The organism is Pseudomonas sp. GX19020 (genome assembly GCF_023371075.1).
Lineage (GTDB): Bacteria > Pseudomonadota > Alphaproteobacteria > Rhodobacterales > Rhodobacteraceae > Pseudogemmobacter.
Genome location: NZ_JAMCCR010000001.1, coordinates 293959 through 306082, shown reverse-complemented (window position 1 = coordinate 306082; position 12124 = coordinate 293959). Strand labels below are relative to the sequence as shown.

Annotated in this window: 7 protein-coding genes; 6 read left to right on the top strand and 1 reads right to left on the bottom strand. The window is 61.6% G+C overall.

From position 1 onward, the window contains the following. Positions 1-7 precede the first annotated feature (7 nt). From M3484_RS01500 to M3484_RS01475, 6 genes are all read left to right on the top strand, one after another. The gene (locus M3484_RS01500; RefSeq protein WP_249495456.1) at positions 8-721 is read left to right on the top strand and encodes an ABC transporter ATP-binding protein; all 714 of its coding nucleotides are present in this window, start codon (positions 8-10) and stop codon (positions 719-721) included. Positions 722-1174: 453 nt separating this feature from the next. Continuing rightward, positions 1175-1528, top strand: a complete 354-nt coding sequence (locus M3484_RS01495) for a hypothetical protein (protein WP_249495455.1) — start codon at positions 1175-1177, stop codon at positions 1526-1528. Beyond that, a complete protein-coding gene (locus tag M3484_RS01490; RefSeq protein WP_249495454.1) occupies positions 1528-2532 on the top strand; it encodes a branched-chain amino acid ABC transporter permease in 1005 nt (334 codons plus the stop codon). Before M3484_RS01495 ends, M3484_RS01490 begins: the two co-directional genes overlap by 1 nt. A gap of 1 nt (position 2533) precedes the next feature. Further along, positions 2534-3829 carry a branched-chain amino acid ABC transporter permease gene (locus M3484_RS01485; protein WP_249495453.1) on the top strand — a complete coding sequence of 432 codons (1296 nt, stop codon included), beginning with the start codon at positions 2534-2536 and terminating at the stop codon, positions 3827-3829. Continuing rightward, positions 3826-4740, top strand: a complete 915-nt coding sequence (locus tag M3484_RS01480; RefSeq protein WP_249495452.1) for a hypothetical protein — start codon at positions 3826-3828, stop codon at positions 4738-4740. The genes M3484_RS01485 and M3484_RS01480 overlap by 4 nt, the downstream gene beginning before the upstream one ends. A 56-nt stretch (positions 4741-4796) precedes the next feature. Further along, positions 4797-7217, top strand: coding sequence for a GcvT family protein (locus M3484_RS01475; protein ID WP_249495451.1), 2421 nt, complete (start codon positions 4797-4799; stop codon positions 7215-7217). 940 nt (positions 7218-8157) lie between these two features. Here M3484_RS01475 and M3484_RS01470 read toward each other — a convergent pair. Then, on the bottom strand, positions 8158-11811 hold the full coding sequence (locus tag M3484_RS01470; protein ID WP_249495450.1) for a vitamin B12-dependent ribonucleotide reductase: 3654 nt from the start codon (positions 11809-11811) through the stop codon (positions 8158-8160). Positions 11812-12124 lie beyond the last annotated feature (313 nt).

Genomic DNA, 12124 nt, shown 5'->3' with positions numbered 1-12124 from the left:
AGGCGTAATGGCGCATCCTTTTCTGATCGGCGAAAACATGACCGGCGGCTATGGCCCGGTTGATATCCTTCATTCCTGCACGCTGGCCGTGGAAAAGGGCGAGATCGCGGTGATCGTCGGCCCGAATGGCGCCGGAAAATCCACCGCGATGAAGGCGGTGTTCGGCATGCTGTCCTTACGCTCGGGCACGGTGCGGCTGGATGGCGAGGATATCACGAAGCTCTCCCCCCAAGCGCGGGTGCGCAAAGGGATGGGGTTCGTGCCGCAGACCCATAACATCTTCACCACGATGACGGTGGAAGAGAACCTCGAAATGGGCGCCTTCATCCGCGAGGATGAGGGGATCCGCAATACAATGGCGCAGATCTATGACCTCTTCCCGATCCTGAAGGAAAAGCGCAATCAGGCGGCGGGCGAGCTTTCGGGCGGCCAGCGCCAGCAGGTCGCGGTCGGGCGCGCGCTGATGACGCAGCCGAAGGTGCTGATGCTTGACGAGCCGACCGCCGGGGTCTCGCCCATCGTGATGGACGAGCTGTTCGACCGGATCATCGAGATCGCCCGCACCGGCATCTCGATCCTGATGGTTGAACAGAATGCCCGCCAGGCGCTGGAGATCGCGGACAAGGGCTTTGTGCTGGTCCAGGGCGCGAACCGCTATACCGACACCGGTGCGGCGCTGCTGGCGGATCCCGAAGTCCGCAAGTCCTTCCTCGGGGGCTGAAACGGTGCGCAGCATCCCTCCGCTGGTCCTTATGCTGCTTTCTCCCGGCCCCGCTTTGGCGGTCGAGCATCTCAGCTGCAATGCGGTTTTCAGATGTGATACTTTCGCGCATTTTTGCGAAAAGCTCGAGCATCACATATTCGATTTCCGTCTTTCAGATGACGGCAGCGGGGGCGTGCTTGGGCCTGAGCCTCCGCAGGCGAAGCTGATCGCTCTGACAAGGGCCATGCCCCGGTTCGGGCGGAGGTTTCAGGTCGAGGACCCCGGCGGCGCTGTTGGCCTCGTGACCTTTGCGTCTGATGGCGGCTTCTCTTTGTCCTTTCACACAGAAACTGATGCAGGTCAGTCCACATCGATTGCGTTCAGTGGCACATGTGCTTCGGAAGGGATCAGCTGATGACCTATATGCGCGCGTCCCTCGCCGCTCTGCCCCTGTCAATTAGGAAGGCGGTGGTGTTTATCGCAGTCCTTTGCACCCTGTCCCCCCTAAGTGTAAGCGCGCGCAATCTCGACTGCGTCGTCCGGTATGAATGTTCCGGCGGAAGCTGCAAGGAAACGAGCCGCCATTACCGCACCCATGCCGGCCCGGAAAAGATCGGGGTCCAGAGCCAGGGCTACGCGACCGATCTTGTGATGCTCGACAAAACTTCGAGCGGCGATCTTGTTTACGGGGGCCAGATCGGCCCGAATTTCTATGGTGTCTTCTTTCTTGCCCCGTCGAATGGCGCGCAGCTGATGTTGCAGGGCGTCAATGGCTGGTCGGAAAACAAGACCGAAATGCTGATTTGCACGGAGGCCACGGGCTGATGGATATTCTGAATGCCTTCGTGGCTTTTGCCAATTTCATACTGGTGCCGGGGCTGACCTATGGCAGCCAGCTGGCGCTTGGCGCGCTCGGGGTCTCGCTGGTTTTCGCGGTGCTGAGGTTTTCGAATTTCGCGCATGGCGATACGATGGCGCTTGGCACGGTGATGGCGATCCTTTTCACCTGGATGCTGCAAAGCTGGGGCGTCTCGGCCGGCCCGCTGCCGACAGCACTGATCGCGCTGCCTTTCGCGATCATCGCGACCTCGGCTCTGGTGCTGGGCTCTGATATCGCCGTCTACCGCTTTTACCGCCGCGCCAAAGCGAAACCGATCATCCTGATGATCGCCTCGATCGGCGTCATGTTCGTGATGAATGGCCTGGTGCGGATGATCCTCGGCACACGTGAGATTCAATTTGCCGATGGCGAGCGTTTCCTGCTGCCGCCCGCCGCCTTCCGCGCCGCGACCGGTCTGGCCGAGCCCCTGGCGATCCGCACCTCGCAGGCGGTTTCCGTGATCGTGGCGGTGATCTGCGTTGTGGCGCTGTTCTGGTTTCTGAACCGCACCCGCACCGGCAAGTCGATGCGGGCCTTTTCCGACAATGAAGATCTGGCGCTTCTGTCCGGGATCAATCCGGACCGCGTGGTGACGGTGACCTGGATCATCGCGGCGGCGCTGGCGACCATTGCCGGCACGCTTTACGGGCTTGATAAAAACTACCGTGTCTTCGTCTATTTCGGGATGCTGCTGCCGATCTTCGCAAGCGCCATTGTCGGAGGGCTCGGCTCGCCCATCGGCGCGATCATCGGTGGCTTTGTCATCGCTTTTTCGGAAATTCTGATCACCAACGCCTGGAGCAAGATCCTCGGCTATCTGACGCCGGAGGGCTGGCTCGGAGACGGGCTCTACCAGGCGCTCTCGACCGATTACAAAGTGGCGGTGAGTTTCGTGATCCTGATCATCGTGCTTCTGGTGAAGCCCAATGGCATCATGGGGAGCAAATAAGATGCGCAATACCCTTCTCTTTGCCGGCGTCGCGGCTCTCTTCCTGCTGACCGGCTTCTTTCAAAGCTGGAACCTCGCGCTCAATATCCTGAACCTTGCACTGATCTCGGCGGTGATGGCGATTGGCGTGAATATCCAATGGGGCTGGGCCGGGCTGTTCTCGGCGGGGATCGTCGGCTTTGTCGCCCTTGGCGGCGTCGGGGTAGCGCTGGTCTCGGGCAAACCCGTCGCCGGCGCCTGGGAAGCCGGCACACCCGAGATCCTCTCGGCGCTGGTCTTTGGCGCCATTGCAATCGTGCTGGCGGTCTGGATGCAGAAAAAGCTGCCAAAGGGCAGCACGCGAACGCTGGCGACCATCGCTTTCCTGCTGGTCTGCTTCTTCATCTACCGCGCGCTGCTTGACCCCGCCGTCATGGCGGTCGAAGCGAATGACTCGTCGAAAGCCGGGCATATCGGCGGTCTCGGGATCAATTCGCTCTGGGCCTGGCCGGTGGGTGCGGTTCTGGCAGGGGCCGTGGCCTGGGTGATCGGCAAAGTGGCGCTTGGTCTGCGAGAGGATTATCTCGCCATTGCAACGCTGGGGATCGGCGAGATCATCATCGCCGCGCTGAGGAATGAGGACTGGCTGGCGCGCGGGGTAAAGAACCTGATCGACCTGCCCCGGCCCTGGCCGGTGCCCTATGAGCTGGAACTGCAGCGCAATCCGGATTTCGCTGACTGGATCGGGCTGGTGAATGCCGATCCGGTTCCGGCCTCGGCCATTGCGGTGAAACTGCTTTATGCGGGCCTGTTTGCCATCATTGTGCTGGTATTGTTGTGGCTGTGTGAGCGCGCGCTCAACAGCCCCTGGGGCCGCATGACCCGCGCGATCCGCGACAATGAAATCTCGGCCGCGGCAATGGGCAAGAATGTCAAATACCGCCATTTGCAGATCTTCATCCTCGGCTCTGCCGTGGTCGGTCTGGCCGGGGCGATGATGACCTCGCTCGATGGTCAGCTGACACCCTCAAGCTATGCGCCTTTGCGCTTTACCTTCCTGATCTGGGTGATGGTGATCGTCGGCGGTTCGGGCAATAACAAGGGCGCCATTCTGGGCGGTATCCTGATCGGCTGGCTCTATCTTGCAGCGGAATCCTTTGGGCCGATGATCATGGGCTGGCTGACCTCGGTTCTGCCGGCAGGTTCGGTGAAAACCCAGCTGGCGGAATCTGCGGCTCATATGCGGCTTCTGATGCTTGGGGTGATACTGCTCCTGGTGCTGCGTTTTGCGCCGCGCGGGCTGATCCCCGAGAAATGAACCCGGAACCCGGCCCTTTGCCCTTCGCGCTCATCCTGGCCATCTGGGGAGAGCGCTATGGTGCCGCACATATCAATGGCATCGTCCGGGGAGCTTTTGATCACTCGCCCGGGATGCGCGAGGCGGTGCTGGTCAGCGACCGCCCGCGCCCGGATCTGGATCCCCGAATCCGTCAATGCCTGTTCCCTGCCCCCTTCAACCAGCCGGATTTCTTTTCGCGCGGCTACCGCGCAAAGGTCGCAGTGCTCTCGCCCGAAATCACGCCCCGCGATTTGCGCTGCATCTATATTGACCTCGATTCTGCGGTGATCGGTGATCTGGGACGGCTGGCTGCCCTGGTCAGGGATGAAACCAGCCTCTTCATGCTGCCCCCCACCGGGCTTGGCTTTTCGCGGTTGCGCCGGCTGATCGACCGGCTGCGCCCGGGGGCGCATTTCCCGGTCGGGAATTCCTCGGTCCTTGCGTTTCATGCAGGCGTCACCCCCAATCCGGCCTGCCTCTACGCGGCCAGTTTGCAAGATCCGCAGGATAGGACCGCAGGCGACATGTATATTGATGATGTCATCATCTCCTCACTCGCACGCGACATCATCCGGGCGGTGCCAGAGGATTGCGCCGTGATGTTGCGGCGCGAATTCATGTCAAAACTGCCCTTCTGGCCCGGGATAAAGGCCGCTTTGCCCTGGATCGCCGCCCGGCGCCGCCATATCGCGGTGGTGACGATGAACGGGCCAGAGGTCAAATCCGAACAACTGGGCCGGCTGGAAACGGGCAGCCCGATCCGCGACGGGCGCGGCCGCAAAGGGGTCTGGTCTCCTGCGACAATCGGCGCGGTCTGGCCGGAACTGGCCCGCGCCTGCCGCCGTATCGCCGAGACCAGCAGTATAAACGACACTCAAAGTCGCCCGTGAACAAGAATCCCGCCAGGTGCGCCCGATAATCCAGATATGATCTGAAAGGGTTGGCTATGCGCACATCTGTCCGGGTTGTAGTGATTGGCGGCGGGGTGGTTGGCTGTTCGGTGCTTTACCACCTGACAAAGCTCGGCTGGTCGGATGTGATGCTGATCGAGCGCTCTGACCTGACCTCCGGATCGACCTGGCACGCGGCGGGCGGGTTCCACACTATGAACGGCGACACCAATATGGCGGCGCTGCAGAGCTATACGATCCGGCTCTACAAGGAACTCGAAGAGATCACCGGCATGTCCTGCGGGCTGCACCATGTCGGCGGCGTGACTTTGGCCGACAACCCGGCGCGGTTTGAACAGCTGAAGGCCGAGCGTGCGAAACACCGCTATATGGGGCTCGATACCGAGATCCTCTCACCGGCCGAGATTTCGAAGCTGACCGATGGTATGGTCAATCTCGACGGCATCATCGGCGGTCTTTACGATCCGCTGGACGGCCACCTCGACCCTTCCGGCACCACCCATGCCTATGCCAAAGCCGCCCGCATGGCAGGGGCTGAAATCGTGTTGCACAATCGCGTGCTGGAGACCCGCCCGGTGAAAGACGGCTGGGAAGTTGTGACCGAGAAAGGCACCGTGACCTGCGAGCATCTGGTGAACGCCGGCGGCCTCTGGGCGCGGGAAATCGGCGCCATGGCCGGGGTTTACCTGCCGCTTTTGCCGATGGCGCATCAGTATCTGGTGACCGAGGACATCCCCGAGATCATGGATATCCTGGCCCAGGGCCGCGAATTCCCGCATGTGATGGATCCGGGCGGCGAGAGCTATCTGCGCCAGGAAGGGCGCGGTTTGTGTATCGGATTCTATGAGAAGCCCTGCGAGCCCTGGGCGCTGGACGGCACGCCCTGGACATTCGGCCATGAGCTTCTGAACGAGAATTACGACAAGATCGAAGAATCCATCGCCTTTGCCTGGCGCCGCTTCCCGGTGCTGGAACGCTCGGGCGTGAAACGCGTGATCCACGGGCCCTTCACCTTCGCCCCGGACGGCAACCCGCTGATCGGGCCGGTGCCGGGCCTGAAGAATTACTGGTCGGCCTGCGCGGTGATGGCGGGCTTCAGCCAGGGCGGCGGCATGGGTCTCGCCCTGGCGCAATGGATGATCGAAGGCGAGGTCGAACGTGACCCGCGCGGCTTTGACGTGGCGCGTTTCGGCACCTGGACCAGCCCCGGCTATACCGTGCCGAAGGTGATCGAAAACTACCAGATGCGCTTCAACGTCTCATACCCGAACGAGGAACGCCCGGCGGCCCGGCCCTTCCGCACCACGCCAATGTATGACGTGTTTGACGGGATGGGCGCAGTCTGGGGGAGCCAATACGGGCTTGAGGTGGTGAATTACTTCGCCCTGCCCGGCGAGCCGCGCTATGAGACGCCGACCTTCAAACGCTCCAACGCCTGGGAGGCCACCGCGCGCGAGGTCAAAGGCCTGCGCGAAGGCGTCGGCATCAATGAATTGCAGAATTTCGGAAAATATCTGGTGAAAGGCCAGGGCGCCCGTGCCTGGCTCGACCGGATTATGGCAGGCCGCATCCCGAAACCGGGCCGCATTTCGCTGACCCCGATGCTGGCGGTCTCGGGCAAGATCATCGGCGATTTCACGGTCTCCTGCCTGTCTGAGACCGAGTTCCAGCTGACCGCCAGCTATGGCGCGCAGGGCTGGCATCTGCGCTGGTTCCAGGACCATGCCACGCCCGGTGTCACTGTTGAGAACATCTCGGATACGCGATCCGGCTTCACCATCGCCGGGCCGAATGCCCGCAAGCTGCTGGCGCGCGTCACCCGCACGGATGTCTCGGCGAAATCGTTCAAATTCATGGATGTAAAGCCGATGACCGTCGGCATGGCGAATTGCCTTGTGCAGCGCGTCAGCTACACCGCCGATCTGGGCTACGAAATCTTCTGCGACCAGATGTCTGTGCGCCATCTCTGGGACGTGCTGATGAAGGCCGGCGCGGATCTGGGCATCACCCCCTTCGGGATGCGGGCGATGATGAGCCTCCGGCTCGACAAATGGTTCGGCTCCTGGGGGCGCGAATTCTCGCCCGATTACACCCCTGCCGAGACCGGGCTTGACCGGTTTATCGCCTGGACCAAACCTGTCGACTGGATCGGCAAAGAGGCCGCGCTGAAGGAACGCGAAACCGGCCCGTCTCGCCGCCTCGTGACGATGGAAGTCGATGTCAGCGATGCCGATGTCGTGGCCTGGGAACCGGTCTGGCTGGACGGCAAGGTCGTCGGCTGGTGTACCTCGGGCGGCTACAGCCACTGGACCGGAAAGTCACTGGCACTGGGCTTCATCCCCGCCCATCGCGTCGAAGACGGGCTGGAGCTGGAGGTCGAAATCCTCGGCGAGCGCCGCCCGGCCCGGGTACATCTGGCACCGGTCTGGGATGATGGCGGCCGGATGCGCGACTGATCTGATACAGCGACCGATCAGTGATGATCGCCTGGCTCGCCTCTCCTGACAGCACTTATGAGCCACAGTGATCCGGACAGAATCGGGAGAAACCGGTAAGAACGTGGTTTCGCCCCGCGGCGTTGCCCTTGCGAAGCAGACGCCTCGGTTCTTGCCGAACAGCAGGGAGACAGCGATCATCCCCGCACATTCCCCCACCACATCAATATCAAGCTCGTCGATCCATGCGTTGCAGGTCCGTTCTTTGAGGCGGTCTCGCGCCCAGATCCCGAAATATGGGGGCCGGCTGCCAGCTGTGCCCGGCCGTCATGCTCGTGCCAGGTTGCCGAAAAATCATGGGGTAGGCATGGCGAGGCATCGGCCAGATGCAGGCCGTGGCAGCAAAAGCGCCTGGCCTTAACAAGGGCTCATAGCGGTCGAGACGCTGCCCGCCCCCCGGGGCGCGATCCTGAGAAACGCATTCCGGGCAGGCGCGCATCCACCGCCGCTATATCTCCGAACGAGCTTGCCGTTCTGACCCGAGCCGGACGAACCCATCCTCCGAAGGCCGGAAGAGATCGCACGCTTCTGCGCCACCACAACCGGCCAGGCGGTCTGTCTGATCTGCATCACCGCGAACCAGGGCCTTCAGATCCAGCCCGGGCTGCCCATCCGACCCACGCCATTCGCCGCCGGAAGACGCGAGGCAAAGGGCAGCATTGTCTCCTCGGGCAATAATGGAACGGCAGCGGGATGGGGGATCGGATGCGATTGCTCAGACCCTGAAGCAGAAAAGCGATGCAACTAACTGATCTGGAAAAGGAAAGTCGCGGATCCATGTCGATCCGCGCCCTTCCATTCAATGTCGGCTCATGTGCAGGAACGCAGGTCCTGACAGGTTCGGTGCAGGCTTAGGGGTAAGCCCCTGGCTCTTATGCTCCAACGACACCCCGCCGCGCTCTCAGCTGCAGCCGGTTGTGCCGCCGCAGGTGGTGCATTTCAGGCAGGTTCCGTTGCGGACCAGCGTGTAATTGCCACATTCAGTGCAGGAATCCCCGGTATAGCCCTGCAGTTTCGCGCGGCTCCGCGCATCTGACCCGGCATTCAGCGCAGCAAGGCTGCTGCCGGGCGTTCTGGTGCCCGGGATCAGCATATTCAGCGCCGTCACCGGATCGATCCCGGCGGCTGCCTTGTCATTACCGGGAAGGAGATCCTGCGGCAGGCGATTTCTCAGATAGCCGGTCGAACTGATCGATTTCAGAAGCTCTACCGAACGCGTCACCGGCGCGGCTGCAGCGCGCTGGTCGGGCTTGCCCTCATCATCACCACGGCCGAGATCATCGAAAGCCGTGCCTTTCGGGGCGACATGCGCCAGATCGGTGCGATCAAGATAGGAAATCGCCAGTTCGCGGAAGATGTAGTCGAGGATCGAGGTCGCGTTACGGATTGAATCATTGCCCTGCACCATCCCCGCCGGTTCAAACCGGGTGAAGGTGAAGGCATCAACAAATTCCTCAAGCGGAACACCATATTGCAGGCCGACGCTCACAGCGATTGCGAAGTTGTTCATCATGGCACGGAAGCCCGCACCTTCCTTATGCATGTCGATGAAAATCTCGCCAAGCGCCCCATCGGCATATTCGCCGGTCCTGAGATAGACCTTATGGCCGCCGATCAGCGCCTTCTGGGTATAGCCCTTGCGCCGCTCGGGAAGTTTCTCGCGATGGCTGCGGACGATCTCTTTGACCACCACTTTCTCGATGATCTTTTCAGCGATCACCCGCGCCTTTTCCTGCGGTGAGCCTGTTTCCAGCACCTCTTCGGCCTCGTCATCGCCTTCGATCAGTGCCGCTGCCAGCGGCTGCGACAGTTTGGATCCGTCGCGATAGATCGCATTGGCCTTGACGCCGAGGCTGTGGGACAGTGCGTAAGCCGCCAGCACCTCATCGATCCTGGCCGAGGACGGCATGTTGATCGTCTTGGAAATCGCGCCCGAGATAAAGCTCTGCGCGGCGGCCATCATGAGGATATGGCTTTCGACGCCGAGCAGACGATCTCCCTTGCGGCCACAGGGGCTGGCGCAGTCGAAGACCGCAAGATGCGCCGCGTTCAGATGCGGCGCGCCTTCCAGCGTCATGGTGCCGCAGACATGGTCATTCGCCGCCTCGACCTGAGCGCGGGTAAAGCCCAGATGTTTCAGCAGATCGAAACCCGGATCCATCAGCTCGGTTTCCGGAATGCCAAGCGTGCCCTTGCAGAACTCTTCGCCAAGCGTCCATTGGTTGAAGACAAAGCGGATATCGAAAGCCGTCGGCAAAGCCGCCTCGACTTTCGCGATTTCGGCGGCACCAAAGCCATGACCGATCAGGGCGGTATGGTTGATTGCGGGTGCCTGGGCGAGGCTGCCATGCCCGACCGCGTAAGCCACAATTTCGGCCGCCTGATGCGCGGGATAGCCCAGGGCCTCAAGCGCCGCCGGCACCGACTGGTTGATGATCTTGAAGTAACCGCCGCCGGCGAGTTTCTTGAATTTGACCAGCGCGAAATCTGGCTCGATGCCGGTGGTGTCGCAATCCATCACCAGTCCGATCGTCCCGGTGGGCGCGATGACCGAAACCTGGGCGTTGCGGAAGCCATGCACCTCGCCCAGTGACAGAGCCTCATCCCAGGCGAGCCGGGCCAGCGCAACCAGTGCGGCATCGGGGCAATTCGCATGATCAAGCGGGACCGGCGCCACGTTCAGCCCGGAATACCCCCCGCCGCCCTGCGCCGCCGCGCGGTGGTTGCGGATGACCCGCAGCATGGCGTCACGGTTCTTCGCATAGCCGGGGAAAGCCCCCAGTTCTGCCGCCATCTCGGCCGATGTCGCGTAGGAAATGCCGGTCATGATCGCAGTCAGCGCACCGCAGAGCGCGCGGCCCTCGGCGGAATCGTAACCAAGCCCCATGGTCATCAGAAGCCCGCCGATATTGGCATAGCCCAGACCCAGGGTGCGGAATTCATACGATCTTTGCGCAATTTCCTTCGACGGGAACTGCGCCATCATCACCGAGATTTCCAGCGTCAGCGTCCAGAGCCGGCAGGCATGGACAAAGGCCTCGGCCTGGAACCTCCGGCCTTTCCAGAAGGTCAGAAGGTTCAAAGACGCCAGATTGCAGGCGGTATCATCCAGGAACATATATTCCGAGCACGGGTTCGAGCCCCGGATCGGCCCATCTTCCGGACAGGTATGCCAGGCATTGATCGTGTCATGGAACTGGATCCCGGGATCGGCACAGGCCCAGGCGGCATGGCCGACCTGATCCCAGAGATCGCGGGCCGAAACGGTTTTCGCCACCGTCCCGTCGGTACGGCGCACCAGCTCCCATGGCAGATCGTCGCGCACCGCCGCGAGGAAGGCATCCGTCACCCGCACCGAATTGTTCGAATTCTGGCCCGAGACGGTGGAATAGGCCTCGGAATCCCAGTCGGTGTCATAGGTGGGGAATTCGATACTGTCGAAGCCCTGGGCTGCATATTGCAGCACGCGATTGGTGTATGTATCGGGGATCAGAGCCTTTTTTGCCGAACGGATCGCGGCTTTCAGACGCGCATTCCTGGCGGGATCAAAGGCATCGGCTTCGGACCCGTCCCAGGCACGGATGGCGGCGAAAATGCCGTTCAGCTCGCGCTCATGCGCTTTGGATCCGGCGACCAGCGAAGCAACCTTTTGCTCCTCGATCACCTTCCAGTTGATGAACTGCTCGACATCGGGGTGATCCATGTCGCAGATCACCATCTTGGCCGCGCGCCGTGTGGTGCCACCGGATCTGATCGCCCCTGCCGCGCGGTCGCCGATCCTGAGGAACCCCATCAGCCCCGAAGATTTGCCGCCGCCCGACAGCTTTTCATTCTCGCCCCTGAGCGACGAAAAATTGGTGCCGGTGCCAGATCCATATTTGAACAGACGCGCCTCGCGGACCCAGAGATCCATGATGCCGCCCTCTTTCACCAGATCATCCGAGACCGACTGGATGAAACAGGCATGCGGCTGCGGGTGTTCATAGGCGCTGGTGGATTGCACCAGTTTGCCGCTGACATGATCGACATAGAAATGGCCCTGCCCCGGCCCGTCGATCCCATAGGCCCAATGCAGCCCGGTATTGAACCATTGCGGTGAATTCGGCGCGGACATCTGCCGCGCCAGCATATAGCGCATCTCGTCAAGATAATGCTGCGCGTCTTCCTCACGGGTGAAATAGCCGCCCTTCCAGCCCCAATAGGCCCAGGCGCCGGCAAGGCGGTCGAAGACCTGCTTTGCCGAGGTCTCGCCGGTATAGCGCTCGCCCTCAGGCAAAAGGGCCAGCGCCTCTTCGTCAGCGACCGAGCGCCAGAGAAATTCGGGCATGCCCTTTTCTTTGACCCGCTTCAGCCGCACCGGAACGCCTGCGCGGCGGAAGTATTTCTGGGCGATCACATCCGATGCAACCTGGCTCCAGCCCTCGGGCACCTCGACCGCGTCATTGCGAAAGACAATGCGGCCATCGGGATTGCGGATTTCAGAAGTGGTGGTGGTGAAATGCACCGCGCCCCAGGCACCGCCGGTGGCATTGGTAAATCTGCGCTCGATTTTCATTGCTCTGTCCCCTGTGGGCCATTTGCGGCCCTTGTTTTTGCGGATGCAGCACTGGTCGTGACATCCCGGGCCTGAACCACCACACCGGGACCGGTTCAGCCGACAAGAGCCGGCGTCGAAAGGTATTGGTGCAAAGGATACAACATATGGTGGCCTGACTTGCCTCGCGAGCAACGTGTCGTAGGAAAACGGCAGTTTCAACGGATTTATTTCGGCCCCTTTCCGCAATGTCATCTTGACGTCACGGGGCCATGCGCCGGGACCGGGCCAGTTCCGGCCCGGGTTTTGCAGCGTACAGATGTGGGCAAATCTG

What these genes read in the sequence shown, in the direction of transcription:
- M3484_RS01500 (WP_249495456.1), top strand. Translation starts at nt 8, where the DNA reads ATGGCGCATCCTTTTCTGATCGGCGAAAACATGACCGGCGGCTATGGC.
- M3484_RS01490 (WP_249495454.1), top strand. Translation starts at nt 1,528, where the DNA reads ATGGATATTCTGAATGCCTTCGTGGCTTTTGCCAATTTCATACTGGTG.
- M3484_RS01485 (WP_249495453.1), top strand. Translation starts at nt 2,534, where the DNA reads ATGCGCAATACCCTTCTCTTTGCCGGCGTCGCGGCTCTCTTCCTGCTG.
- M3484_RS01480 (WP_249495452.1), top strand. Translation starts at nt 3,826, where the DNA reads ATGAACCCGGAACCCGGCCCTTTGCCCTTCGCGCTCATCCTGGCCATC.
- M3484_RS01475 (WP_249495451.1), top strand. Translation starts at nt 4,797, where the DNA reads ATGCGCACATCTGTCCGGGTTGTAGTGATTGGCGGCGGGGTGGTTGGC.
- M3484_RS01470 (WP_249495450.1), bottom strand. Translation starts at nt 11,811, where the DNA reads ATGAAAATCGAGCGCAGATTTACCAATGCCACCGGCGGTGCCTGGGGC.